Origin of the sequence: Agromyces albus (assembly GCF_030815405.1) — a bacterium.
In the GTDB taxonomy this organism is placed as follows: Bacteria; Actinomycetota; Actinomycetes; order Actinomycetales; family Microbacteriaceae; genus Agromyces; species Agromyces albus_A.
Genome location: NZ_JAUSWX010000001.1, coordinates 2,867,462 through 2,891,956 on the forward strand (window position 1 = coordinate 2,867,462; position 24,495 = coordinate 2,891,956).

At 68.8% G+C, this 24,495-nt stretch carries 28 protein-coding genes and 1 tRNA gene; 6 read left to right on the forward strand and 23 right to left on the reverse strand.

What is annotated here, in order from left to right; translation table 11 throughout:
- Positions 1–3: 3 nt before the first annotated feature.
- From QFZ29_RS13515 to QFZ29_RS13525, 3 genes are read right to left on the reverse strand one after another with little or no spacing between them, the layout of a single operon-like run.
- Complete coding sequence (locus tag QFZ29_RS13515) at positions 4–483, reverse strand: hypothetical protein (RefSeq protein WP_306894572.1); 480 nt, start codon at positions 481–483, stop codon at positions 4–6.
- Positions 480–1,316: a hypothetical protein gene (locus QFZ29_RS13520; protein WP_306894573.1), complete on the reverse strand. Its 837-nt coding sequence runs from the start codon at positions 1,314–1,316 to the stop codon at positions 480–482. The genes QFZ29_RS13515 and QFZ29_RS13520 overlap by 4 nt, the downstream gene beginning before the upstream one ends.
- Before the next feature lie 4 nt (positions 1,317–1,320).
- Entirely contained in the window at positions 1,321–1,542 is a 222-nt protein-coding gene (locus QFZ29_RS13525) for a helix-turn-helix transcriptional regulator (RefSeq protein WP_306894574.1), read from the reverse strand.
- 149 nt (positions 1,543–1,691) lie between these two features.
- Between QFZ29_RS13525 and QFZ29_RS13530 the strand changes: the two genes are divergently transcribed.
- Positions 1,692–2,246 carry a hypothetical protein gene (locus tag QFZ29_RS13530; protein ID WP_306894575.1) on the forward strand — a complete coding sequence of 185 codons (555 nt, stop codon included), beginning with the start codon at positions 1,692–1,694 and terminating at the stop codon, positions 2,244–2,246.
- Positions 2,247–2,293: 47 nt separating this feature from the next.
- Here QFZ29_RS13530 and QFZ29_RS13535 read toward each other — a convergent pair whose 3' ends face one another.
- The 5 genes from QFZ29_RS13535 to QFZ29_RS13555 all read right to left on the reverse strand — a co-directional run bounded on the left by QFZ29_RS13535 (position 2,294) and on the right by QFZ29_RS13555 (position 3,738).
- Positions 2,294–2,473: a hypothetical protein gene (locus tag QFZ29_RS13535; protein ID WP_306894576.1), complete on the reverse strand. Its 180-nt coding sequence runs from the start codon at positions 2,471–2,473 to the stop codon at positions 2,294–2,296.
- Complete coding sequence (locus tag QFZ29_RS13540; RefSeq protein ID WP_306894577.1) at positions 2,470–2,778, reverse strand: hypothetical protein; 309 nt, start codon at positions 2,776–2,778, stop codon at positions 2,470–2,472. The genes QFZ29_RS13535 and QFZ29_RS13540 overlap by 4 nt, the downstream gene beginning before the upstream one ends.
- Positions 2,775–3,065, reverse strand: coding sequence for a hypothetical protein (locus tag QFZ29_RS13545; RefSeq protein ID WP_306894578.1), 291 nt, complete (start codon positions 3,063–3,065; stop codon positions 2,775–2,777). The genes QFZ29_RS13540 and QFZ29_RS13545 overlap by 4 nt, the downstream gene beginning before the upstream one ends.
- A 68-nt stretch (positions 3,066–3,133) precedes the next feature.
- A complete protein-coding gene (locus tag QFZ29_RS13550) occupies positions 3,134–3,448 on the reverse strand; it encodes a hypothetical protein (protein WP_306894579.1) in 315 nt (104 codons plus the stop codon).
- Positions 3,448–3,738 carry a helix-turn-helix transcriptional regulator gene (locus tag QFZ29_RS13555; protein WP_306894580.1) on the reverse strand — a complete coding sequence of 97 codons (291 nt, stop codon included), beginning with the start codon at positions 3,736–3,738 and terminating at the stop codon, positions 3,448–3,450. Before QFZ29_RS13555 ends, QFZ29_RS13550 begins: the two co-directional genes overlap by 1 nt.
- A gap of 59 nt (positions 3,739–3,797) precedes the next feature.
- Here QFZ29_RS13555 and QFZ29_RS13560 point away from each other — a divergent pair, with 59 nt between their 5' ends.
- Positions 3,798–4,373, forward strand: coding sequence for a hypothetical protein (locus QFZ29_RS13560; RefSeq protein ID WP_306894581.1), 576 nt, complete (start codon positions 3,798–3,800; stop codon positions 4,371–4,373).
- Positions 4,373–5,506 carry a tyrosine-type recombinase/integrase gene (locus QFZ29_RS13565; RefSeq protein WP_306894582.1) on the forward strand — a complete coding sequence of 378 codons (1,134 nt, stop codon included), beginning with the start codon at positions 4,373–4,375 and terminating at the stop codon, positions 5,504–5,506. Before QFZ29_RS13560 ends, QFZ29_RS13565 begins: the two co-directional genes overlap by 1 nt.
- A gap of 37 nt (positions 5,507–5,543) precedes the next feature.
- Here the strand turns inward: QFZ29_RS13565 and QFZ29_RS13570 are convergent.
- Positions 5,544–5,633, reverse strand: a tRNA-Ser gene (locus QFZ29_RS13570).
- Positions 5,634–5,796: 163 nt separating this feature from the next.
- On the opposite strand from QFZ29_RS13570, the gene QFZ29_RS13575 reads away from it, so the two are divergent.
- Positions 5,797–6,642, forward strand: a complete 846-nt coding sequence (locus QFZ29_RS13575; protein ID WP_306894583.1) for an SGNH/GDSL hydrolase family protein — start codon at positions 5,797–5,799, stop codon at positions 6,640–6,642.
- A gap of 9 nt (positions 6,643–6,651) precedes the next feature.
- The gene (gene radA / locus QFZ29_RS13580) at positions 6,652–8,019 is read left to right on the forward strand and encodes a DNA repair protein RadA (RefSeq protein WP_306894584.1); all 1,368 of its coding nucleotides are present in this window, start codon (positions 6,652–6,654) and stop codon (positions 8,017–8,019) included.
- A gap of 1 nt (position 8,020) precedes the next feature.
- On the opposite strand, the gene QFZ29_RS13585 is transcribed toward radA, so the two are convergent.
- The 5 genes from QFZ29_RS13585 to QFZ29_RS13605 all read right to left on the reverse strand — a co-directional run bounded on the left by QFZ29_RS13585 (position 8,021) and on the right by QFZ29_RS13605 (position 12,903).
- A complete protein-coding gene (locus tag QFZ29_RS13585) occupies positions 8,021–8,431 on the reverse strand; it encodes a dehydrogenase (protein ID WP_306894585.1) in 411 nt (136 codons plus the stop codon).
- A gap of 57 nt (positions 8,432–8,488) precedes the next feature.
- Positions 8,489–9,130 carry a hypothetical protein gene (locus tag QFZ29_RS13590; RefSeq protein ID WP_306894586.1) on the reverse strand — a complete coding sequence of 214 codons (642 nt, stop codon included), beginning with the start codon at positions 9,128–9,130 and terminating at the stop codon, positions 8,489–8,491.
- Positions 9,131–9,193: 63 nt separating this feature from the next.
- Positions 9,194–9,697 (reverse strand): amino-acid N-acetyltransferase, encoded by a 504-nt coding sequence (locus QFZ29_RS13595; RefSeq protein WP_306894587.1) that lies wholly within the window; start codon positions 9,695–9,697, stop codon positions 9,194–9,196.
- Positions 9,698–9,765: 68 nt separating this feature from the next.
- The gene (locus QFZ29_RS13600; RefSeq protein ID WP_306894588.1) at positions 9,766–12,294 is read right to left on the reverse strand and encodes an ATP-dependent Clp protease ATP-binding subunit; all 2,529 of its coding nucleotides are present in this window, start codon (positions 12,292–12,294) and stop codon (positions 9,766–9,768) included.
- A gap of 156 nt (positions 12,295–12,450) precedes the next feature.
- Positions 12,451–12,903, reverse strand: coding sequence for a hypothetical protein (locus QFZ29_RS13605; protein ID WP_306894589.1), 453 nt, complete (start codon positions 12,901–12,903; stop codon positions 12,451–12,453).
- A 69-nt stretch (positions 12,904–12,972) separates the two neighbouring features.
- Between QFZ29_RS13605 and QFZ29_RS13610 the strand changes: the two genes are divergently transcribed.
- Positions 12,973–13,968, forward strand: coding sequence for a pirin family protein (locus QFZ29_RS13610; protein ID WP_306894590.1), 996 nt, complete (start codon positions 12,973–12,975; stop codon positions 13,966–13,968).
- A gap of 52 nt (positions 13,969–14,020) precedes the next feature.
- Here QFZ29_RS13610 and QFZ29_RS13615 read toward each other — a convergent pair whose 3' ends face one another.
- The 9 genes from QFZ29_RS13615 to QFZ29_RS13655 all read right to left on the reverse strand — a co-directional run bounded on the left by QFZ29_RS13615 (position 14,021) and on the right by QFZ29_RS13655 (position 24,495).
- On the reverse strand, positions 14,021–16,984 hold the full coding sequence (locus QFZ29_RS13615) for a glycoside hydrolase family 2 TIM barrel-domain containing protein (protein ID WP_306894591.1): 2,964 nt from the start codon (positions 16,982–16,984) through the stop codon (positions 14,021–14,023).
- Positions 16,985–17,049: 65 nt separating this feature from the next.
- Positions 17,050–18,522 (reverse strand): cardiolipin synthase, encoded by a 1,473-nt coding sequence (gene cls, locus QFZ29_RS13620; RefSeq protein ID WP_306894592.1) that lies wholly within the window; start codon positions 18,520–18,522, stop codon positions 17,050–17,052.
- Between the two features lie 6 nt (positions 18,523–18,528).
- On the reverse strand, positions 18,529–18,705 hold the full coding sequence (locus QFZ29_RS13625; protein WP_164990530.1) for a hypothetical protein: 177 nt from the start codon (positions 18,703–18,705) through the stop codon (positions 18,529–18,531).
- A 117-nt stretch (positions 18,706–18,822) separates the two neighbouring features.
- Complete coding sequence (locus QFZ29_RS13630; RefSeq protein WP_306894593.1) at positions 18,823–18,972, reverse strand: hypothetical protein; 150 nt, start codon at positions 18,970–18,972, stop codon at positions 18,823–18,825.
- Complete coding sequence (gene lysS / locus QFZ29_RS13635) at positions 18,972–20,489, reverse strand: lysine--tRNA ligase (protein ID WP_306894594.1); 1,518 nt, start codon at positions 20,487–20,489, stop codon at positions 18,972–18,974. The genes QFZ29_RS13630 and lysS overlap by 1 nt, the downstream gene beginning before the upstream one ends.
- Before the next feature lie 98 nt (positions 20,490–20,587).
- Positions 20,588–21,466, reverse strand: coding sequence for a pantoate--beta-alanine ligase (gene panC, locus QFZ29_RS13640; protein ID WP_306894595.1), 879 nt, complete (start codon positions 21,464–21,466; stop codon positions 20,588–20,590).
- The gene (locus QFZ29_RS13645; protein ID WP_306894596.1) at positions 21,463–22,224 is read right to left on the reverse strand and encodes a Rossmann-like and DUF2520 domain-containing protein; all 762 of its coding nucleotides are present in this window, start codon (positions 22,222–22,224) and stop codon (positions 21,463–21,465) included. The genes panC and QFZ29_RS13645 overlap by 4 nt, the downstream gene beginning before the upstream one ends.
- Positions 22,214–24,013, reverse strand: a complete 1,800-nt coding sequence (locus QFZ29_RS13650) for a PH domain-containing protein (RefSeq protein WP_306894597.1) — start codon at positions 24,011–24,013, stop codon at positions 22,214–22,216. Before QFZ29_RS13650 ends, QFZ29_RS13645 begins: the two co-directional genes overlap by 11 nt.
- A complete protein-coding gene (locus QFZ29_RS13655; protein ID WP_373426273.1) occupies positions 24,010–24,495 on the reverse strand; it encodes a PH domain-containing protein in 486 nt (161 codons plus the stop codon). The genes QFZ29_RS13650 and QFZ29_RS13655 overlap by 4 nt, the downstream gene beginning before the upstream one ends.

Below are 24,495 nucleotides of genomic sequence, written 5' to 3' on the forward strand. Positions count from 1 at the left end.
GCGTCACCGCCCGTCTATGGCCCGAGGACCATCGTCAGGGCTGCCCTGCTCAGCCGGATTGGAGACGGGCCCATCGCCCGCCTCAATGCCCTCGCCCTGGCCGCGACGCGGCTCGGCGGGGAAGTCACGATCCTGCTCGACACGCTGCGAGCTCGGAGGTAGCAGCGTGCGCACCGCAAGAGCCACACCACTCAGCCGGCTTCGGAATGACGACATCTGCCACGTCTCGACGTCGAACACGATGAACTCGCCCAGCATCCTCGAGACTTGGCGCATGAGCACGACCGTGTACTGACGCGACGTCTTCGCCGAGGTCTCCAGCACCGCGCGGACCGCCTCACGGTCATCCGGCGACAGGGCGATCCGGCGGAACAGCTCCTCAACGTCCGCGTGGAACGCTGCCTGGTCGCTGACGATGACGAGATCGTCTAGGTCGGCCGCGAACAGCGCGACGAGCGCATCCTCGTCCGGTTGCTCGCTCATGCGGCGCCTCCCATCCGGTCCTCGGCGCAGCGCGGACAGCCGCTCGGCGGATAGCCCGGGTGTGCGCTGCACTCAGCGAGCTCCCGCGGCGGGATCGGTGTGACCGTTGCGCGCTGCGGCTTGCTGGCTGAGGCCTCGTTGGCGAGCTGCTCTTCGTCCGTGAAGCGCTCGTCGTTCAGCCAGCCGGCAGCCAGCTTGATCCTGGTCTTGTCGCCCCCGGCGTTCATGAGGGCGTACGAGCGCAGCCCGGACATGATCGTCTCAAGGCTGTGCTTCTTCCGCGCTCTCGCGAATGCTTCCGCGGCCGGCTTCTTCGCCTGGCGGCGGGGGTACAGGGACCAAAACTCCTCGAACTCCGATGAATACCCCTGCTTCTTGCCCGCTCGTGCATCGTGATGCACATCTACTACTTCGTCAGAAGTAGTGGTCGGGTCGGGTCGGGTCGGGGGCAGGGTTGGCAATTGGTCACCATCATGGTTGGTGACCTCGTCGGTACCGCGGTTACGCGAACGCCAGTTCGCGACCTTCTCGGTATTCTTCCGGCGCCGCTCGAGCGTCGGCTCGCGCAACGGCTGATCGGGACCCCAGGTTACGAACTGGAACCCGGCATCGACGATTGCCCAGTAACCAGCGTCAACGAGGCGCTGCGCGTCCCCAGGCGTGCCAGCGAGCTCCTCGATCATGTGGGCCGGAATATGCCCGTCGGTGAGCTCTCGCGCGCTCCACGAGCCCGCCAGCGCCCACAGGCCGATGGCTGCCGGCCGATGCGCGCGCGGGATGCGCGTGGTCTCCACCTTTGTGGAGAGCCCATCATCGACCTTGAACCATGGCATCGGACTACGCCACCGCCCGAAGCTCGCTGAGAAGCTGCGCGTAGCGGAGGCGCAACTCGCCGCGCGGTCGACGATCGCCCGTCTCCCAGCGCGAGATCGTGTTGCGCGCAACGCCGAGCTCGTTCGCCAGCCTGATCTGCGACACTCCTGCGCTCTCTCGAATCAGTCGAGCGACCTCCGGCTTGGGGAGGTCTCGCGCGATGCGCACTTCCTCGATCAGTGTCATTTCAACCTCCGCATTCGTTGGGCTCGCACGTCTAGGTTGCGCTTCGGTGTCGCTCTCGGGATGGCGTGGGCTGTCTCGTGTCGGCGCGGGCATGAGACACTCCCGCGCGACTGTTGCACCATCGGTAGCGCAGTGGTTACAGTCGGTCTGTGCAGCCCTACGAGTTCGCTCCCGACAGCCGGCCACCGGCCGAGGCCTTCGAGGAAGAATCGTGGACGCACGTCAGCGGCGGCGGACTGCCTGCACCGATCTACATCCGGGTGTCGCGTGCAGCGAACGGCCGCCCGGTCGTCACCGGTCTCGTCGTGGGCGCGACCTGGCCGAACGCGGAGATCACCGCAGACGTGCTCCGAAGCATCCGCCTCGGCGAGATCGTGCGCGAGCTTCACAAGGGGTTCAGCCCCACCGAGGTCCCGCCGTACGACGACTTCCGAGCCCAGATCGAGTGGGCACTCATGCACCAGACCTACGTCGAGGGCGCAGCGACGCTGACCGAGCCCAGTCGAGCTTTTCGCGGTGACGAGGAGCGCCTCCGTGTGTTCGCGCGCACGTACCAGGCGAACATCGTGCGAAGCCCGCGCTCGCCGATGGCCGCGACGCTCCGCGACCTCGAGAACCGGCAGGAGTTCCTCAAGATCTCCCGCGCCACCCTGTACCGGTGGCTGGAGCGCTGCCGCGACCTCGGGCTCCTGCCGCGCACGTGAGCGGCGAGACAGAGCCACAGCCCTGTCTCGCCTGCCCGCAGCCGTCGTCACGGCCACTCGTCGCCCTCGACGGGATTCTCTATCCGGTGGGCAGCCTCGATCAGACGAACGGCGGTGCGCCGCGCCTCCGCCGGGGTGACGCGCCACGCGTCGCCCTCCGCCGGCTCGAGGATGACCACCGTGGCGCCATCGCCTGAGACACCGGTCGACACGCTAGGGGCACTCACGGCGTCGCTCCGCCATTGAGGGCGGCGACCTGGTCTGCCAGCTCTCGCAGCCACACGGCGGCGGCCTCCGCCTGATCCGCGAGCTCGCGGACACCGACGACCGTCAGCTCCCGCGCCCAACCTGACTCGACGTCCACACCGAGTCGCGTGGGCCCGTCGTCCTCGCGGATGTAGAACGCATTGAGAGGCAGCGGCGACCCCTCGAGGTTGTGGCTGATGTGGAAGTTCATGCTGTTGTCGGGCTTGTGGTCCCTCGGGTGGCCGGAGCACCATGGCACCGGGCAGTCGATCCTCTCGTCACTCATGAGCTCGCCACCGCCTCGGTGAGCGAAATGGCGATGCCGCGCAGCAGCCGGTCGATCTGGAACATGGTGCCGACGGTGAACTCGTGCGACCATCCCCCGCTCTCTTCGGTCCAGACCGCCGCGAAAGACGTCGCCGTCGACTTCTGGAGGAACACCTCCATGTCGGGGATGGGCGTATCGATCGGGGCACCGAACTCGGTAAAGACGCGGCGCACCCGCCAGCCCCATGCGGGGCACTCCTCCGAGACTTCTCGCTCCTGCGTCGGAGCCTGTGCGATCATGGTCATGTTCTGGTTCCTCTCTGGATTCTGGATCTCGCCCTCGCCCTGGCCGGCGGGGGCTTTCTTCTTGCGGGTCACGCGAGGGTCCACAGTTGACAGGTCGACCCTGTGCGCGTGCGTCCCCGCTGGGATGCGGCGCGAACGTTCCCTTCGACGACGAGCTCGTTGCGTCGTGTGCGGATGCTCTGCGGCGTGGCCGCGGGCACACTCGGATGCATGAAGCGGTGAGCCTCGTAGAGGTCGACGAGCCTCTCGTCTGAGATCGGGCCGTGGCTCTTGATGAGCGTCACGATCGCGGCCTGCACGAGCTGGCGCCGCGTGGCAGACTGCGCGTCCGCGGCATCCCATGACGTTTCCGGGTCGTGCGGCCGCGCGATCGGAGCGGACACTACGCACTCACCTCGGCCGTACCCTGTCGAGCGCTCGCCTCGACCCACTCGATTACCTCGGACTCAAGGTAGAGCACCGTCTTTGGCGTGGGCTTCCGATATCGGGGCCCCTTGCCGTTGAACCGAAGCTGCGCGAGGTTCGTCTTCGTCATCCCAGGGACAAGCTCACACACTTCGTCGACTGTGAGGTATCGAGTTCGCGCGGCCGAGCTCACCGCGGGGTGCTGAACCGTCATCCGTCGTTCTTCCTCTCGATCATCAGTGGCCATGCCGTTCTTCATCATGGCCATATCCCAAATATACAGAAGTGGCCGTAGAAATCAATACATTGGCCATCTATGATGACGGGATGCCTGATAATCGACGCGAGCTGCCGCTCGCCGCCCGTCTGGGAGCCTCGATTGACGGCGTGCAACTGGCGGACGGCTCGTCCTACGTGGCGATCAAGCCGAGCTTGCTCGCCCCCACATCGGTGCGGGCAACAGTCGAGCTCGAACATTTCCCTGACACGCATTTCGACGTGAGGCTTCGGTGGGACAGCGAGACCCTTGGGTATCGAGTGGAGCACCTCGGAATCACCACGGACCGCGGGATATCGACGTCTGACCTACACGCCTATTCGGTACCAACGCTCGTCCGCGTAGTTGCCTCGTCAGGAGTCCTCGTTGAGCTCGAATCCATCACGGGCGAGGCAGGCAAGTTCACCGGATTTGAGGAGTTCTTGGCTCTAGTCGATCTCGACGCAATGCGCACGCGGGCATCGACAGGGCCGGCCGACTCGCTCTGGCTCGTTGCCATCCTCTACGCCTACGCCCGCACCGTTGGCCTTAACCCCAATCGGACAGTCGTGGATCTCCTCGCGCTTCCTCAGCGAACTGCGACCCGATGGATAGCTCGAGCGCGCACAGAAGGGCTACTCGACTGATGGGAAGCATCCACTCATACGAGACGAAGGCCGGCAAGCGATACCGGATCATCTTCCGCACACCCGACCACTCGCAGACGTCCGAGCGAGGGTTCAGGACGAAACGCGACGCCGAGATCCGACTCGCCGAAGTAGAGGTATCCAAGTCGCGAGGGGAGTTCATCGACGCGGCATCCGCTCGAGCGACCATTGCGACACTCGGCAAGGAATGGCTCCTGGGGCAAGAGCACGTCCTGAAGCCATCTGCGTACCGCCCGCTCGAGTCGTCGTGGCGCCTCCACGTGAAGCCCAAGTGGGGCCACCGCGCGATCGGCAGTGTCCGGCACAGCGAAGCTCAGACTTGGGTGTCGGAGCTCAGCCGCTCCATGAGCGCGACCAGTGTCCTTCGCGCGTACGGCATCCTCGCCGGCATCCTCGACACCGCTGTGAAGGACCGGCGGTTGGCATCGAATACTGCCCGGGGGCTCACGTTGCCGAGGAAGACCGGCAAGTCGAAGGTGTATCTCACGCATGCCCAGGTGCAGCAGCTCGCGGACGCGTCCGCCTACCCCGCGCTGGTGCTCTTCCTCGCGTACACGGGTCTTCGGTGGGGTGAAGCGACGGGACTGCGGGTGAAGCATCTGAACGCGCTCAGGCGGCGTGTGAGCGTCGAGGAGAACGCGGTAATGGTAGGCGGCACCATCCACGTCGGTACTCCGAAGAGCCACACCGCGCGATCGGTTCCCTACCCGGCGTTCCTGTCGACATCCCTCGCCCAGCTCTGCGAGGGAAAGGGTCGCGACAGCATCCTCTTCGGCGACGGCGCCACTCACATGCGACTCCCCCACTCTCGCGACGGCTGGTTCACCGCGGCCGTGAAGCGAGTGCAGGCGGTCGACGAGGACTTCCCCCGCGTGACACCGCACGATCTCCGACACACGGCCGCCTCACTCGCCATATCGGCCGGCGCCAACGTCAAGGCGGTGCAGCGGATGCTCGGTCACGCTTCGGCGGCGATGACACTGGACGTCTACGGCGACCTGTTCGATGACGATCTCGACGCCGTTGCGAAGGCGTTGAACAAGGCTCGCTCAGCCTCGAGTGTTGCCAAGGCGTTGCCACGAACGGTCGGAGGGCAAGAGAAAACCCCCTGACTTCCGCCTATTTACTGGGAAGTCAGAGGGTTTCACGTGGCGGTACCGGTGGGATTTGAACCCACGGTGGGCTTTCACCCACACAACTTTTCGAGAGTTGCACCTTCGGCCGCTCGGACACGGTACCGAGGACGATCTTAGACGACCGGGGCGCATGGGCCAAAACGAGCGGATGCCACGAGGCCGGCGCCGCGGCATCCGTCGACCGCCCCTCGACCGCCCGCGGCGAATGCAGCGCACGTTCAGTCGGCATGCAGCCGGTTCGGAGCGGGCCGGCATACATTGTGCGCATGACCAGCGCTCCTCGCCCCGATCGACCGCGCACCCGCGCGATGTCGTCGAGGCTGCGCAACGGCCTTTGGCTCGCCGCCATCAACGTGCTCGGCGGCCTCGGTTGGGGCACGTTCCGCACGCGAGTGCGCGAGAACGCGGCGGTCCTCAGCGACCTGCTGCCCGTGCACTCGAAGTGGTGGCGCGACCAAGCCAAGGCCGAGGGCGAGCTGCTCTACGTCGCGCTCGGCGACAGCGCCGCGCAGGGCATCGGTGCCACGAGCCCCGATCGCAGTTACGTCGGCGTGCTCGCCGGTGACATCCGCACGGCCACCGGCCGCAGCCTTCGCGTCATCAACCTCAGCGTCTCAGGTGCGACGACGGCCCTCGCCGTAGAAGACCAACTTCCCCGCTTCCAGGCGCTCGAAGTCGAGCCCGACATCGTCACCGTCGCGATCGGCGCCAATGACATCGCCGGATGGGACTCGGAGGCATTCGGCCGCAACCTCCGCACGATCTTCGCGGCCCTGCCGTCGCACGCGATCGTCGCCGACGTGCCCTGCTTCCACCTGCGGCACAACGAGCGCAAGGTGGCGGTGGCGAATCGGATGCTGCGCGACCTCGCTCGCGGGTACGGGCTCACGCTCGCGCCGCTGCACGAGACCACGAGGCGGCAGGGGATCGTCGGCATCCTCACGCAGTTCGCGCAGGACATGTTCCACCCGAACGACCACGGCTACGAGGTCTGGGCCGAGGCGTTCCGCCCCGCGCTCCTGGCGTCGGTCGCTCGTCGGATCGGGGCGGCTGACGCGTGGCCGGCGCGCGAACCGGCGCGCGAGCCGGCCGGTGTCGGAGGCGCGCGCTAGGCTCGCGCCATGGCCCGTCCCACCTCCACCTTCCGTTGCACGGAGTGCGGGTGGAGCACCATCAAATGGGCGGGTCGCTGTGCCGAGTGCCAGCAGTGGGGCAGCGTCGTCGACGTCGCCGAACAGACCGGCATCGTTCGCGCCGTGCAAGCGGTGCAGTTGAGCGCCGCTCGCACCGCGCGGCCCATCGGCGAGGTGAACACCGAAGAAGACGCGGCACACCGCCCCACGGGCATCGGCGAGTTCGACCGGGTGCTCGGTGGCGGCATCGTCGCCGGCGCCGCGATCCTGCTCTCCGGCGAGCCGGGCGTGGGCAAGTCGACGCTCCTGCTCGAGGTCGCGGCCCGAGTCGCGGCCACCGGCCGCCGGGTGCTCTACGTGAGCGCCGAAGAGTCCGTGGCCCAGGTGCGCCTTCGCGCCGGCCGCACGGGCGCCCTGCACGACGAGCTCTACCTCGCCGCCGAGACCGATCTCGCCACCATTCTCGGCCAGGTCGACGCGGTCTCCCCCGCGCTTCTCATCGTCGACTCGGTGCAGACCGTGTCGAGCTCGCTCTCCGACGGCCTGCCTGGGCAGCCGAGCCAGGTGCGCGAGGTCGCGTCCGCGCTGATCCGCGTCGCGAAAGACCGGCAGCTCCCAGTGCTGCTCGTCGGCCACGTCACGAAAGACGGCTCGATCGCGGGCCCCCGCCTGCTCGAGCACCTCGTCGACGTCGTCTGCCAGTTCGAGGGCGACCGCCAGACGGCGCTGCGCTTCGTTCGCGCGCTCAAGAACCGCTTCGGCCCCACCGATGAGGTCGGATGCTTCGAGATGACCGGCGAGGGCATCGCCGAGGTGCCCGACCCGTCCGGCTTGTTCCTCTCGAGCGGCCGCAGCGCCGTGAGCGGCACGTGCGTCACCGTCGCCCTCGAGGGCCGGCGCGCCCTGCCCGTCGAGGTGCAGGCGCTCGTCGTCGCCACCAAGGCGCCGCAACCGCGCCGGGTCGTCAACGGCGTCGACACATCGCGCGTCGCCATGATCATCGCGGTGCTCGAGCGACGCGCGGGGTTCAAGCAGCTCGGCGAGCACGACGTCTACGTCTCCACGGTGGGCGGCGTGCGCCTCATCGAGCCCGGGGCCGACCTCGCCATCGCCGTCGCGATCGCCTCGGCCATGCGCGATCGCGCCGTGCCGCATGAGCTCGCCGCGTTCGGCGAGATCAGCCTCGCGGGCGAAGTGCGCCCCGTCACCTCGGCCCGCCAGCGTGGCGCCGAGGCGCGCCGGCTCGGCTACACGACGATCCTCGACGTCGAGGCTGGCAGCGTTCGCAGTGCGGTCGAGCAGGCGATGATGGCCTCGACGAGCGCCCGCGAGCGCGAGCTCGACGTCGCGTTCTGAGTCAGGCTTCGAGCGCGCGCAAGAGCTCCGACGGCGGCGCCTGCATCGGATGCGGCCCGGCGATGTCGAGGAACACCGTCGTGATCGTCGACTCGTAGCGCTTCAGGAACGACTTCAGCCACGCGGGACTCTGCAGCCCCACGCCGGGCGGCAGGTTCTCGGGCTTGTTCACCGCGTCGCTGAAGAGCAGCAGCGCCACGTCGCCCGTGCTCGGGTCACGGTACATCCACACCTCGCCGCCGTCGAGCGGCTTGTCGCGCGGCCCGGGCTTCACGAGCGGTACGACGGTGTTGCCGTGGCGCAACGCGAGCGCCACCGCCGCGATGTCCTGACGCTCGAGCGCCTCGGCGAGCGCCTGCGATCGGAACTCCAACGGCTCCGCCGCAGCCTTCTTACGTGCCTTGCCTGCCATACCTCAAGGCTATCGAGCGGATGCCGCTCGCCCGCCGCTGTCCGCGATCAGCGGACGCTAGTACAGCAGGAACTGTTTCGTCTCGTCGGCCGCGAAGCCGGCGACCGAGACCCCGAGGTGATACGACGCGCCGCCAGCCGGAACCGATTCACGTGGGCCATCGCACGTTTCGGTGCTCGACCGCGTGCGGTCCCAGATGATCGGCACGCTCGAGCTGATGGGGGTGCCCGGCTGGAGCGAGACCTCAGCGTCGATCGGGTCGACCTGGCAATCGGTGGAGGTCCAGTAGACCTCCTCGCCGCTCTTGATCGTGAACACCTGTACCTTGGTGCCGACGTTCAGCATGCACACGTTCGACCCGGTATTCGTGATGGTGACCGAGAGCTGCGGTTGCTCGCCGGCCTGGTACTCGAGCTTGTCGGTCGTGGCCTCGACAAGCACGTTCTTCTCCGCGCACGGGTCGCCATCTGCCGCGGTGGGCTCGGTCGGGATGGTCGACGCGTCGGCCGGCGCGGTCGTCGGTGGCGTCGAGGCATCCGTTCCGGGCCCAGTACCCTCGCCGCCCTGGCTCGCACCGGGCCGCACGATGATGAGCACGACCGCGACGATCACGGCGATGAGGCCGAGCAGGACCAGGAGCCGGCGTCGACGGTACACCTGCGGCGATTGACGCCCGGCAGGTGTTGGGTTCGTCGACATGCACACAGGGTACGACCGCGATGGGGCAGGCGGCGGCATCCGCTCGGCGTGCCGGGCGAGCGCTCAGAGAAGCTTCAGCATCCGCGTGTTGCCGAGGGTGTTCTGCTTGACGCGCGCCAGGTCGAGGAACTCGGCCACGCCCTCGTCGTGCGAGCGCACGAGCTCGCCGTAGACCTCGGGGTCGACGGTCTCGGCGCCCATGTCCTCGAAGCCGTGGCGGTTGAAGAAACCCACCTCGAACGTCAGGCAGAACAGTCGGGTGAGGCCGAGCTCGCGGGCATCGGCTTCGAGCGCGTCGAGGAGCGCGTGGCCGACCCCGTGCCCGAGCCACGAGTCGTCGACCGCGAGTGTGCGCACCTCGCCGAGGTCCTCCCACATGACGTGCAACGCGCCCGCGCCGATGAGGCGGCCGTCGGATGCCTCGGCGACGCGGAACTCCTGCACCGAGCCGTAGAGGTCGACCCGTTCCTTGCCGAGCAGGATGCGTCGCTGCACGAGCGGCTCCACGAGGGCCACGATCTTCGGCACGTCGCTCGTGCGCGCGCGGCGCACCGTGAAGTCGGTCATCCGATCATCGTATGGGAACGACGAAGGGCGGATGCCGCAGCATCCGCCCTTCGCATGTCGCTCTTCGCCTAGTCGCCCGACGCGGCCGCCAGGTCGGGGCTGACCGGACCGGTGCCGATCGCGGCGCTCGTGTTCACGCCGAGGCCGACGGGCAGCGCGCGCTGCGTCGTGGTGAAGATGAACTCGCCGTCTTTGAAGTCGACGTACACGTGGTCGCCCGAGTTGAGCTCGCCGTGCAGGATCCTCTCGGAGAGGCGGTCTTCGACCTCGTGCTGCACCGCTCGGCGCAACGGCCGGGCGCCGAGGGCCGGATCGAACCCGACCTCGATGAGCCGCTCCTTGGCCGACTGCGACAGCTCGACGGTCATGTCGCGGTCGAGCATGCGCTCGCTCAGCCGCTTGATGAACAGGTCGACGATCTGCAGCAGTTCGGGCTTCGAGAGCTGCGGGAACACGATGACCTCATCGACGCGGTTCAGGAACTCGGGCTTGAAGTGCTTCTTCAGCTCCTCCTTCACCTTGCCGCTCATGAGGTCGTATCCGGTGCGGGGGTCGCCCTCGAGCTGGAAGCCCACGGGCCCGCTCGAGATGTCCTTCGTGCCGAGGTTCGTCGTCATGATGATGACCGTGTTCTTGAAGTCGACCACGCGGCCCTGACCGTCGGTCAACCGGCCCTCTTCCAGGATCTGGAGGAGCGAGTTGAAGATGTCGGGGTGCGCCTTCTCGATCTCGTCGAACAGCACGACGCTGAACGGCTTGCGGCGGACCTTCTCGGTGAGCTGGCCACCCTCTTCGAAGCCGACGAACCCGGGAGGGGCGCCGAAGAGACGGGAGACGGTGTGCTTCTCGCCGTACTCCGACATGTCGAGCGAGATCATCGCCGCCTCGTCGTCGAAGAGGAACTCCGCGAGCGCCTTGGCGAGCTCGGTCTTGCCGACGCCCGTGGGGCCGGCGAAGATGAACGAGCCCGAGGGGCGCTTCGGGTCTTTCAGGCCGGCGCGCGTGCGGCGGATCGTCTTGGCGAGGGCCGAGATGGCCTCCTCCTGTCCGATGACGCGCTCGTGCAGGGCCTTCTCCATGAAGACGAGTCGCGAGGACTCCTCTTCGGTGAGCTTGAAGACGGGGATACCGGTGGCCTGTGCGAGCACCTCGGCGATCAGGCCCTCGTCGACGACCGCGGTCGTTTTGACGTCGCCCGACTTCCACTGCTTCTCGAGGCGCAGTCGCTCACCGAGCAGCTGCTTCTCCTCGTCGCGGAGCGACGCGGCCTTCTCGAAGTCCTGCTCCTCGATCGCGGTCTCCTTCGCGGCGCGCACGACGGCGATCTTCTCGTCGAACTCGCGCAGCTCGGGCGGGCTCGAGAGGATCGAGAGGCGGAGGCGTGCGCCGGCCTCGTCGATCAGGTCGATCGCCTTGTCGGGCAGGAACCGGTCTGAGACGTAGCGGTCGGCGAGGTTCGCCGCCGCGACGAGCGCGCCGTCGGTGATCGAGACCTTGTGGTGCGCCTCGTAGCGGTCGCGCAGCCCCTTGAGGATGTTGATCGTGTGGGGCAGGCTCGGCTCGGCGACCTGGATCGGCTGGAAGCGGCGCTCGAGCGCGGCATCCTTCTCGAAGTGCTTGCGGTACTCGTCGAGCGTGGTCGCACCGATCGTCTGCAGCTCACCACGGGCGAGGAGCGGCTTCAGGATGGATGCCGCGTCGATGGCGCCCTCGGCGGCCCCAGCGCCCACGAGAGTGTGGATCTCGTCGATGAAGACGATGATGTCGCCGCGCGTGCGGATCTCTTTCGTGACCTTCTTCAGGCGCTCCTCGAAGTCACCGCGGTAGCGGCTGCCGGCGATGAGCGAACCGAGGTCGAGCGAGTAGAGCTGCTTGTCTTTCAGCGTCTCGGGGACCTCGTTCTTCACGATCGCCTGCGCGAGACCCTCGACGACGGCGGTCTTGCCGACGCCGGGTTCGCCGATCAGCACGGGGTTGTTCTTGGAGCGGCGCGAGAGGATCTGCATGACCCGCTCAATCTCCTTCTCGCGGCCGATCACGGGGTCGAGCTTCGACTCGCGTGCAGCCTGCGTGAGGTTGCGGCCGAACTGGTCGAGGATCTGCGAGCCACCCTGCGGGGTGACCTGCTCGTTGGCGCCCACCTGGACCTGCTCCTTGCCTTGGTAGCCGGAGAGCAACTGGATGACCTGCTGGCGCACGCGATTGAGGTCGGCGCCGAGCTTCACGAGCACCTGGGCTGCGACGCCCTCGCCCTCGCGGATGAGACCGAGCAGGATGTGCTCGGTGCCGATGTAGTTGTGGCCGAGCTGGAGCGCTTCGCGGAGCGAGAGCTCGAGCACCTTCTTGGCGCGCGGCGTGAACGGGATGTGCCCGGTCGGCTGCTGCTGACCCTGCCCGATGATGTCTTGCACCTGCTCGCGCACGGCATCGAGCGAGATGCCGAGCGACTCGAGCGCTTTGGCGGCCACGCCCTCACCCTCGTGGATGAGGCCGAGCAGGATGTGCTCGGTGCCGATGTAGTTGTGGTTCAGCATCTTGGCCTCTTCTTGGGCCAACACGACGACACGACGGGCACGGTCGGTGAATCTCTCGAACATCCTCAACTCCTTACGGCGCCGGCTGGGACGGGGCGTCGATACAACGAGCGTAACCAGCGCTGGTCAGGGATATGCGAGTGTTCGCCCTCGGCGCAGCGCTGGCACCGGGGATTGACGCGGGGACCGGTAACGGATTCGGCCTTGGCGCGGGCCGGGCTACTTGACCGGAACGGTCACGGCCGAGTCCCCGACCTCGACCCTGAGCGGCTCGGTCGTCGTGACGTCGACCGGCGTCCAGAACACGGTCGTGTACGGCGCGAGATCCATGGTGCAGACCTCGTCTTCGGGTCGCTCGACGAGGTCGATGGCGACGGTATTGCCCTCGCCGGCCGGCTCGACGACGGTGATGTTGCGGCCCACCTGCGGGCACGACGAGCTGCCCCAGATGGTCACCGCGAGCTGCGCGCCCTGGCCGACCCATGCGGCGACGGGCTCGCCCTCCTCGTTCTCGGGCTCCTCGTGGCCGCCCTCTTCCTGGTGCTCCGAGACGGGCAGGCCGGCGTAGTGCTCCGCAGGACTGCCGCTCGCAGCGCACGCCGCGAGCAGGAAGACGGACGCCAGGGCCACGGCCGCGAAGCCGGCACGGCGGAAACCAACGGAGGGAGCCATTCCGTCATGCTATCGGTTGGGTCGATCGGGTTCGGCCTCACCTCGCTCAGCCGAGACTAGGCTGCCGACATGAGCAACTTGGAACGCGATCCGGTGGAGCTCCTCGCCCCGCCTGAGGCGCCAGCCGGCCCCATCGTGAAGGTGCTCGCGCCGCGCGATGTGCCGCTCGGCGGCCCTCGTGCGATGAGCGTGCGCCGCACGCTCCCCCAGCGCGGCCGCACGACGATCGGCGCCTGGTGCTTCGCCGATCACTACGGCCCCGACGCGGTCGACGCCACGGGTGGCATGGTCGTGCCGCCGCATCCGCACACCGGGCTGCAGACCGTGAGCTGGCTCTTCGAGGGCGAGATCGAGCATCGCGACAGCGCGGGCAGCCATGCCATTGTGCGCCCGGGTGCCGTGAACCTCATGACCGCGGGCCGCGGCATCTCGCACTCCGAGGTGTCGCTCCCCGAGACGACCACGCTGCACGGCGTGCAGCTCTGGGTCGCGCTGCCCGATTCCTCGCGGCACGTCGGTCCCTTCTTCGAGCACTCCGAGATCACCCCCGTAACCGTCGGCGACGCGACCCTGCGGGTCTTCGTCGGCTCCCTCGCCGGCAGCGAGTCGCACGTCACCGTGTTCTCGCCGCTCCTCGGCGCCCAGCTCGACCTGCCCGCGGGCGGATCCGTCGAGCTCGAGCTCGACCCCGCGTTCGAACACGGCGTGCTGGTCGATGCCGGGCCGGTGACCGTCGAGGTCGACGGAGCGGATGCCGCGACCGAGGTCGCATGGTCCGAGCTCGCCTTCGTCGAGCCGGGCCGGCACCGTCTCACCCTCCGGGCTGGCGATGCACCGGTGCGCGTCGTGCTCCTCGGCGGCGTGCCGTTCGGCGAGGAGCTCGTGATGTGGTGGAACTTCATCGGCCGCAGCCACGACGAGGTCGTCGAGTTCCGGCGGCAGTGGCAGGCCGACGTGATCGGGCGCGACAACCCCGACGGCCGGTTCGGCACGGTCGCCGGCTACGACGGCGCACCGCTGCCGGCTCCCGAGTTGCCGACGGTGCGGCTCAAGCCCCGCCGGTAGGGCGGCCCGAACGTTCCGGGGCGCGCCCGACGTCGGTGCACCGGGCGCCTCGCTACAGCGCCGGCACCGCTCGGAAGGTCACGGCATACGAGTACCGCGCGGGTTCCAGCCGATACTGCGGGAGCACACCGGGCCCGCACGCTGCGGTGCCGATGCCGTGCCGAGCGAAGTCGAGGTGCACATGAGTGCTCTCGTCGGGGCGCAGGTCTTCCAGGTGATCGGCGGCGTCGAGCGCAGCATCCGACCACGGACGTGCGCTGAAGGCGTGCCCGTGCCCGTCGATCTGGAGGGCCGTCTGCGACGCAATGAGCGCAAGTCGCCGAAGCCCGCCGCGCGAGCCGTTCTCCTGGGGACGGATGTTCGGCACCTGCAGGCCGTCGACCGGCATCGAGTGCCAGCCGAGCCTGGCCCCCTGGCCGGTGTCGGGGTAGGCGGCACCGGGTCCGAGTCCGAACCACCGCACGTCGCCGAAGTCTCCCGGCAGCCGGAAGCCCAGCCCGATCCGCGGCCACGGAACGTTCCACTGACCGAACGGGGCCACCTCGACAGCGAGTGCGAGCACGCCGGCCTCGGTTCGGCTCCAGCGCAGCGTCGAGTCGATGCCGCGGTCGGATGAGATCACGCCGTACCGATTGCTGACGACGAGCTCGTCGCCGGCCACCGAGTACTCGGTCGTCCGCGCCTGGAGGCGATCGAGGCCGGCATCCGACCAGCGCTGCGCGTCGCTGCGTCGGTCGTCGTCATCCCACGGCGTCCCGAAGTCGTTGTCGGTCGGCGCTCGCCAGAATCGCAAGCCGAAGTCGTGAATCGGGATGTCGCCGACCTGGGTGAGCCTGCCGCTCGCGTCGAACCGTCCGACGCCGAACGTCGCCGGACCCGAGAGTGCCTCCGCGGATGCGACCGACGACGCCGCAGGCGATGCAGCCGAGGAGGCCGAGCCGGGCTGCGACGTCGCGACTGAGTCGGGCAGCTCGGCTTGCACCCACGCGATCTCGTGCCCGGCGGGAGCCCAGGCGGTCGCGTGCGCCTGCGCGACCGAGACCGTGAGCAGCCGCGGGACGCCGCTGTCGAGCGAGAGCTCCGCGGGAAGCGGTACCGTCGCCGACTCGCCCGGGGCGAGCACGGGAATCAGGATCTGCTGAGCAGCAGGCGGCTCGTCACCGGCGACGCCGTCGGCGTCGAGGTCCACGACGGCGAGCGTCGCCTCGAGCCCCTCGGTCGTTCGGCCGTGGTAGCGGTTCGTGACCGTCAGCTCATGCCCGTCGAGCGCCAGCCCGACCGGCGAGAACACCGCGGCGACGTCGGCAAGACCGGGTCGAGGCTCGCGGTCGGGCGAGACGAGTCCGTCGATCACGAAGTTGCCGTCGTGCACGAGCTCCCCGAAGTCACCTCCGTACGCGAGGCGCACCGATCCGTCGGCGAGGCGCTGCCGCAGGCCGTGCTCGATCCACTCCCAGACGAACGCTCCTGCGATGCGCGGGTGCCCGTCGATGGCGGCCTGGTACTCGCTCAGCCCGCCCGGACCGGTGCCCATCGCGTGCGCGAACTCGCACAGCATGAACGGGCGCCCGGGAGCACCGGCGGGCGATCCCGGCTTGGCACCGGGCGGCAGGGATCCGGCACCGACCGCGTCGAGATCCGCCGGCGAGAGGTACATCGCCGAGCCGATGTCGGTGTAGGCACCGTCGCGGTCGCCCTCGTAGTGCACCGGTCGTGACGGATCGCGCCCATGGATCCACTCGGTCATCGCGGCCAGGTTCCGGCCGGTTCCCGCTTCGTTGCCGAGCGACCAGATGATGACACTCGGATGGTTCTTGTCGCGCTCGACCAGTCGCTCGACGCGGTCGAGGAACGCAGGCAACCACATCGGGTCGTCGGACGGGTTGCGTCGCCAGCCGTTCAGCTCGAAACCGTGGGTCTCGAGATCGCCCTCGTCGATGACGAAGAGCCCGAGCTCGTCGGTGAGCTCGAGGAAGCGCGGGTCAGGCGGGTAGTGCGAGGTGCGCACGGCATTGATGTTGTGCCGCTTCATGAGCTCGAGTTCGGCCCGCGCCGTGGCGATGGGCACGGCGCGGCCCAGGTCGGGATGGTGCTCGTGCCGGTTCACTCCGCTGAGCCGCACCGGCGTTCCGTTGACACGGAGCGAGCCGCCGTCGATGCTCACCCGGCGGAAGCCGACCTTGAGCACGACCTCGTCGCGGTCGGTGCGCACGCGGAGCTCGTGCAGCACCGGGTCATCCGGCGACCAGGGACGGATACCGGCGAGCGAGAGCTCGACACCGGCGGGATGCTCGGTGATGCCGAGCGAGGGCACGTCGATCACCGCATCGGCGTCGCTTCGCACCTCGACGCGCAGCACTCCGGCACCGGACCCGTGGTCGTAGTCGGCGTGCACGAAGACGTCGTCGATCGCCTGCGCCGGGAGGGACTGCAGCGTGACGGCCCGGAAGATTCCGGGCATCCACCACATGTCCTGGTCTTCGAGGTAGCTCGCGGCAGACCACTGGGAGACCCGCACGGTGAGCACGTTCTCACCGAGTCGAAGGCTGTCGTCGAGGGCGAACACGGCCGGGAGCCTGCTCCCCCTCGTGCTGCCGAGCAGGGTGTCGTTCCACCAGACGGTCGCGGCGCCGTCGATCCCGTCGAACCGCAGCCGTGCCTGCTCGGGGAGCTCGTCGACCCAGACGGTGCGTTGATAGATCGCGGTGGGATTGGCGTCGGGCGGATGCGGCGGATCGACCGGGAACGGATACTGCACGTTCGTGTACGCGGGCGCGCCATGCCCCTGCAGCACCCAGTGCCCGGGAACCTGGATGTCGCCTGCCTCGGACTCCCGGAACTCCGCCGGATCGGCAGGCGCTTCGGCGGCGCTCGGCCACAGTGCGAACCGCCAGCTCCCTCCCAGGTCGACATCGGTGGGACGCGGCAGCCAGGCGGCCGGCGCGACCTGGCCGGTTCCCGGCAACGGGCTGGAGAGCGACAGGACAGACGGAACCGAGAGGGGTGCACCAGGCATGACCTATAGGGTAACCGTTTCCCTGGGCCATGGTTGAGCCGGCTCGAGGGCGAAGGAGTCGGGGGCTACTGCAAGGCCGAGGTGAGCCGCGCGAGATTGTCGAGCACGGTCGAGCGCAGCGGCTGTCGCAGCCAGTCGTCGAGGGTGAGCTCATGGCTGTCGCGCCGGTATCCGTCTTCGACAGCGCGCATCTCTCGCACGAATGACGCGCCGCGCACGAGAAGCGTGATCTCCATGTTGAGCTCGAACGAGCGGATGTCCATGTTGCTCGAGCCGATCACCGCGACGTCGTCGTCGATGGAGAAGTGCTTCGCGTGCAGGATGTAGGGCGCCTTGTACATGTAGATCTTCACGCCGGCTCGCAGGAGCGCCTCGTAGTACGAGCGCTGGGCGTGATAGACGAGCGCCTGGTCGCCGATCTCCGAGACGAAGAGCTCGACGTGGATGCCGCGCTGCGTCGCCCCGCTGATGGCGAGGAGCATCGCCTCGTCGGGCACGAAGTAGGGGCTCGTGATGATGATCCTCTCCTGGGCCGCATAGAGCAGGGAGAGGAAGAGCTTCAGGTTGTTCTCGTTGCGGTAGCCGGGACCGCTCGGCACGACCTGGCAGTCGAGGTCCTGCGCCTCGCCGCGCTGGTGGAGGGACTCGGCGAGGTCGCGCCTCGGCGCCTCCTCGGTCTCGAGATACCAGTCGGTTGCGAAGATCGTGTCGAGTCCCGACACGATCGGGCCCTCGACCCGGATCACGAGTTCCTTCCATTTCAGCCCGCGACGGATGTTGACGCGCTTGTTGTAGCTGCGGTCGATGATGTTCTGCGACCCCATGAAGCCGATGTCGCCGTCGACGACGAGGAGCTTGCGATGGTTGCGGAGGTCGGGTCGCTGGTACTTGCCCTTCAGCGGCTGCACCGGCAGCATGAGCCGCCACTCCACGCCCATGTGCGTGAGCCGCTTCACCGTCGCGCGGTACCCCTTCACCCGGTACGAGGCGATGTGGTCGAGGAGGACCCGCACCTCGACGCCACGCGCCGCCGCCTCACCGAGCGCGTCGAAGAACGGCGCGGTGGTGCGGTCGTAGGCGAGGATGTAGAACTCCGCGTGCACGTAGTGCCTCGCCCTGCGTATGGCTTCCGTCATCGCATCGAGCGAGCCCTGGTACTCGCCGATGAGGCTCGCGCTGTTGGAGCCGATGAGCGGCATCGATCCGAGGTTGCGGTTCAGCCGCACGACGCCCTCGAACCATGCCGGCCATGAGGTGCTGTCGCTCACCCGCTCGACACCGTGAGTGCTCTCGCGGATGTACCGATCGACCTCGGCCTGTCGCTGGCGACGATGCCTTGGCAGCTTCGGGTTGCCGATGATGAGGAAGAAGATGACCCCGAGATAGGGGATGAAGAAGATGGCGAGGAGCCATGCCATGCCCGCGGTCGGGCGGCGGTTGCGCGGAACGACGATGATCGCGACGATGCGCACGATGAGATCGATCGCGAGGAGCACCCCGCCGACGATCAGTGCCGCCTGCCCCGCGGTGAGCTCCATGCCCGGCTAGGCTGCCGGCCGCTCGCGCCCGAGCTTTGCGCGCTCCTCGGCCTCGATGCGGGCGTAGGCCTTGCGCTCGTTGCGATCGGCACGGAAGATGGCGCGCATCACGAACCAGAAGATGAGGCCGATGAGCACCGTCGGTGCCAGCGACCAGATCGCATTCGCCCAGAACTCGTCCATAGGATTTCCAGAATACGGGGGTTTCCTCGGATTCCGCGCATCGGTGCATGCGCAGAGCGCGAAAGCGGGCCCCGGGCTCTCCGCCCGAGTCCCCGCAGGGTGTGCCCCAACAGGGGATCAGCCTCCGGTGACGATGCCCCAGATGCCGGAGCCCAGCAGATACAAGCCGATCGCGCCGACGATGATCCAGATCGCGAGGCGCGTGTTCGACGGTCGCTTCGGGTCGCCCTCGGGCTGGAGCTCGTTCTTCGGCAGGAAGTCGTTCATCACTTCACCAGGGGGAACAGGATCGTCTCGCGGATGCCGAGACCGGTCAGTGCCATGAGCAGACGATCGATGCCCATGCCCATGCCGCCCGTCGGGGGCATGCCGAACTCGAGTGCACGCAGGAACTCCTCGTCGAGGCGCATCGCCTCGAGGTCGCCGCCGGCGGCGAGTTTCGCCTGCTCGACGAAGCGCTCGCGCTGCACGACGGGATCGACGAGCTCGGAGTATCCGGTCGCGAGCTCGAAGCCTCGGATGTAGAGGTCCCACTTCTCGACGACGCCGGGCAGTGCGCGGTGCTGGCGCACGAGGGGGCTCGTGTCGAGCGGGAAGTCCATGACGAACGTCGGTCGCTCAAGTCCGGTCTTCACGTGGTGCTCCCAGAGCTCCTCGACGTATTTGCCGGGCAGCGGGTGGTCGATCTCGATGCCCACTGCAGCGGCGAGCTCGGCGAGCCGGGAGATCGAAGTCTCTGGCGTGATCTCCTCGCCCACCTCCCCGGAGAGCGAGCCGTACATCGAGATGCGCGCCCAGTCGCCGCCGAGGTCGAACTCGGTGCCGTCGGCCCACGTCACGACATGCGAGCCGTTCGTGGCCATCGCGGCATCCTGGATCAGCTTCTGGGTGAGGTCGGCGATCGTGTTGTAGTCGCCATAGGCCTCGTAGGCCTCGAGCATCGCGAACTCGGGGCTGTGCGTCGAGTCGGCGCCCTCGTTGCGGAAGTTGCGGTTGATCTCGTAGACCCGCTCGATGCCGCCGACGACGGCGCGCTTGAGGTAGAGCTCGGGTGCGATGCGCAAGTAGAGCTCGGTGTCGAACGCGTTCGAGGTGGTCACGAACGGACGAGCGGATGCCCCGCCGTGCATCACCTGCAGCATCGGCGTCTCGACCTCGATGAAGCCGAGCGAGTCGAACGTTCGGCGGAGGCTCGCGTTCACCTTGGCGCGGTCGATGACGTTGCGCCGTGCCTGGTCGCGCGCGATGAGGTCGAGGTAGCGGCTGCGCACCCGCGTCTCTTCGGAGAGCTCGTTGTGCAGGTTCGGCAACGGCAGGATCGCCTTCGCGGCGATGCGCCATTCCTTCACCATGACCGAGAGCTCACCCCGGCGGCTCGTGATGACCTCGCCCGCGATGAATACGTGGTCGCCGAGGTCGACGAGTTCCTTCCATTCGGCGAGCGACTCCTCCCCCACCTCGGCGAGCGACACCATGGCCTGGATCCGGCTGCCGTCACCGGACTGCAGCGTGGCGAAGCAGAGCTTGCCGGTATTGCGGGAGTACACGACGCGCCCCGCGAGGCCGACCTGTTCGCCGCTCGCCTCGTCGACGCCGAGGCCCACGAAGCGATCGCGAACGTCGGGGATCGTCGTCGTGATCGGCAGGCGAACGGGGTAGGCACCGAGTCCGAGGTCGTCGGATGCGGCGATCAGCCGCTCGCGCTTGGCGAGTCGCACGGCCTTCTGCTCCGAGATCTCCTCGGCGGTTGGCTCGGTTGCGGCATCCGTCTGGGTGTCGGTCATCGTTCACTCTCGATTCGCGGAAACATGCGTGCACCAGCCTAGGCGGTCTGTGCAGAGAGGAACCGGTGAAGCCCGCCGCCTGCGGTGCTCCGCAGCCCTCAGAGGGCGGGGCCGACGTCGACGAACGTGTTGTCGATGAGGCGGGTCGTGCCCACGACGGCGGCGACGAGCACGAGCGCGCGGCCGCGGAAGTCGTCGCCGATGGGGAGCAGGGTGTCGGGATCGACGACGACGAAGTAGTCGAGGCTGACGCCGTCGTGGTCGCCGAATGCAGCGACCCCCTCGGCGAGCAGTTCGCCTGCGCCCTGTGCGGCCGCGGCATCCGCTGCCCGCAAGGACTCGGCGAGGGTGAGCGCCGCCGCGCGCTGGGCGTCGTCGAGGAAGCGGTTGCGGCTCGAGAGCGCGAGTCCATCGGGTTCGCGCACGGTCGGCACCGCGACGATCTCGACCGGCACATCGAGGTCGACGACCATGCGGGTGACGAGGAACACCTGCTGCGCGTCCTTCTGCCCGAATACCGCGACATCGGGCTGCGCGATGCCGAAGAGCTTCGCGACGACCGTGAGCATGCCGTTGAAGTGACCGGGCCGTGATGCGCCCTCGTAGCGGTCGCCGATCGGACCGGCATTCACGGTCGTGCCGTCGGCGGCGCCGCGCGGGTACATCTCGTCGACGTCGGGAGCGAAGACGAAGTCGACGCCGAGTTCGGTGAGTGCAGCGACATCCGATTCGAGGCTTCGGGGATACCGATCGAGGTCTTCGCCTGGCCCGAACTGCCGTGGGTTCACGAAGATCGACACGACGACGACGTCGGTGAGCTCGCGCGCCCGGCGCACGAGTGCGAGGTGTCCGGCATGCAGGGCGCCCATGGTGGGCACGAGGGCGACGGATGCCCCGTCGGCGCGACGCTCGGCGAGCAACCGGCGTAGCTCGGCGATCGTCGGCACGGTGCGCGTGCCCGCCGTGACCTCGGTCACCCGCCACCTCCCAGCGGCCGGTCGCTTCCGGCCTCGTCGATCGTACCGGCACCGTCGGCGAACGGGCCGCTGTCGTGGCGGGCGAGGGCGTTCTCGACGGCGCTGCGCACGAGTGGTGCGAGCACCGCGCCCGAGCGGCCCACGCCGATGCCGTCGAGGAGCTCACTCGCCTGGTCGACGATCGCGCTCGAGAAGGAGACGGCCGTGTCGATCGCCTCGGCGTACGCCGCTCGATCGGCCTCGGCGACGATGAACGGCTCGCCGCCCATCTCCACCACGAGCGCCTGGCCGATCGGCAGCACCGGCGCCGGGGCCGTGACGGCGAACCAGGTGCCCGGCAGTCGGGCGAGGTCGATCGTCGTGCCGGTGAAGGTCATCGCGGGATGCACCGCGAGCGGGATGGCTCCCGCTCGTCGCGCAGGGTCGAGCACGCGCGCGCCGTAGCGCGCGGCGGTGTGCAGCACGAGCTGCCCCGGTTGCCAGGCACCGGCCTCGGCGAGCCCTGCGACGAGCTGCTCGAGCTCGTCGGCCGGCACGGCGAGCAGCACGAGCTCGCTGCGCTCGACGATCTCGGGGATGGGGAGCACCGGAACGGCGGGCAGCATCGCCGCGGCGCGATCGCGGCTCGACTGCGAGACCGCGGCGATGCCGGTGAGCGCGTGCCCGGCGCCCGCGAGGGCCGCCGCGAGCACCGCTCCGACCCTGCCGGCGCCGATCGTGCCGACGCCGAGACGCCCCGCGCGGGACTCAACGGGCATCTGCGACCTCGCTCGTCTCGGTGGGGGTGCCCGGCCCAGCCGACGTGCCCTGCGCAGGCGGCGTGCCCGGCCCGGCGACCTCGCTCGTTCGGCTGGCCCTGGCCGGATCCGCTGCGGCCGAGGTGACCGCACCCCAGTGATGGGACGTGTCGCTTGCGGCGCGCTCGACCGCTTCATCGGCGAGTCGCTCGAACAGCGCCTCCGCTTCGGCGCGCTCCGCGATCGGGAGGCCCGCGGCGACGGGGCCGGCGACGGTGTGGATGCGCACGGAAGCCAGCCCGAGCATCCGCTGGATCGGCCCGCTCGTCACCGCCACCGATTGCATGCGGGCGAGGGGCACGAGCGTGAGGCTGCGAGCGATCGCGCCGTGACGGATGAGGGCGACGCCCGCCGTGGCGGCCCAGCCGATGCGTCGCCACGAGAACGGCCGGAGCCAGGCGCCGCGCCGGGGCGTGCGCGAGAATCCGCCCTCGCCGTCGCGACCCGTGAGGCCGGCGTCGAGCAGGGGGTCGACGGCGGATGCGGCATCCGGGAGCAGCAGCGCGAGCACTCGATGCACGTCGGCGACGGTGCCGACGGGCAGCACGAGCGTGCGCTGGGCGGCGTCGTTCGACGAGCTCACCGACTGGCCGGCGACGTTGATGCGGATCGACCACCAGCCGAACGGGCGCCAGAGCAGCCACTGCATCGCCTCGATCGCGTGGACGCGGCCCGGCGGGATGGTCTGGTTGCCCGTCGAGAGCAATCCGTGACCGATGCGCACACCGTCGGGCGTGCCCGCGATCGAGTACCGAAGCGACTTCGTGATGCGGGTCCACATGTAGCTGAAGAGACCGATCGCCGCCGGGACGAAGGTGAACAGCACCCAGAACTGGCCGGTCGTGAACCCGACGATGATGATCGCGACGAAGATCGCGATCCAGACGGTGGCGCCGCCGAGCAGCGTCGAGGCGACGACCCGCCCGAGCGGAAGATGGACGACGGACTCGGGCGAAGCGAGGTCGGGGTCGAGCTCGGGGGCGAGGAACTCGTCGACGCGCTGGCCGACGAGCGCGCCCGCGCGGGCGGCTGCCGTGCGGCGAGCCGCCGCGGCCTCGGGCGTCTCCCCCTCGACGTCGAGCTGCCCGGGGGCGGCCGCGTCATCACCGGGGCTCGCGGGCGCGTCGGGCGTCGGCCCGACGGCGGTGCGTGCCCGCTCGGCCCGCGCGCCCGAGGCGAGCCGGAGGATGTCGGCGCGCAGGTCGTCGGCGAGGGCGGAGCCGAGGTAGGCGAGCTGCACGTTCGCCGACTGGCCTGCGACCGAGAGCTCGAGCTTTGCCGTGCCGAAGAGTCGTGCGAAGAGCGGCCGGGTCACGTTGATGCCCTGCACGCGGTCGAGACGGGCGCTCCGGTGCGAGCGCAACAGGATGCCGCTGCGCACCTCGACCGCCTCGTGCGTGATGCGGAACGTGTGCATGCGCCACGACAGCCGGAACCCGATGATCACGGCCACGATGAGGCCGGCGAGGGCGAGCAGTGCCCAGCCGACGAGCCCGTTCGAGACGATGCCGCCGATCGGGTCGTTCGCCCAGTCCTGCCGCCAGTTGCCGTATCCCTCTTCGATGCCGGGGCCGATGTCGGGCGCGAAGATGACGAGGAAGAAGTCGATGACTCGCTCGCGCATGTTGGCGATGATGAACCCGAGCACCGCGATGAACACGAGGCCGCCGCGCAGCAGCGGGCTCGCAGGATGCAAGCGGTGCCACTCGCCGTCGGCGAGGTTCGTGACCCGCGGCGCGGGAGTGCTCACAGCCCCGCCCGGCGCGTCTCTGCGAGCGCGACGAGCTCGTCGCGCAAGCGGTCGGCCTCCTCGATGGGCAGCCCGGGCACGGTCACCGCGGTGGCGGCGGCGGCGGTCACGAACTTGAGGTCGGCCAGCCCGAGGGCGCGTGCGACCGGTCCTCGGGTGATGTCGACGAGCTGCATGCGGCCGTAGGGCACCGCGACCTGCCGCTGGAACATGATGCCGCGCCGGAAGAGCAAGTCGTCTTCACGCAGACGGTAGGCGATCGAGCGCACGCGGCGCGGCTCGAACGCGAGGCTGACGAGCGACATCACGCCGACGGCGATCGCGGCCCACAGCGCCCACGGCTGACCGAAGACCAGGAAGGCGATGAGGAACGCGCCGACGAAGATCACGAGGCCGATGAGCGACCCGACGATCTCGACGACGAGGTACTTCGGGGAGACGCGACGCCACCCGGTGTCGGACGCCGAGGCATCCGATCCCAT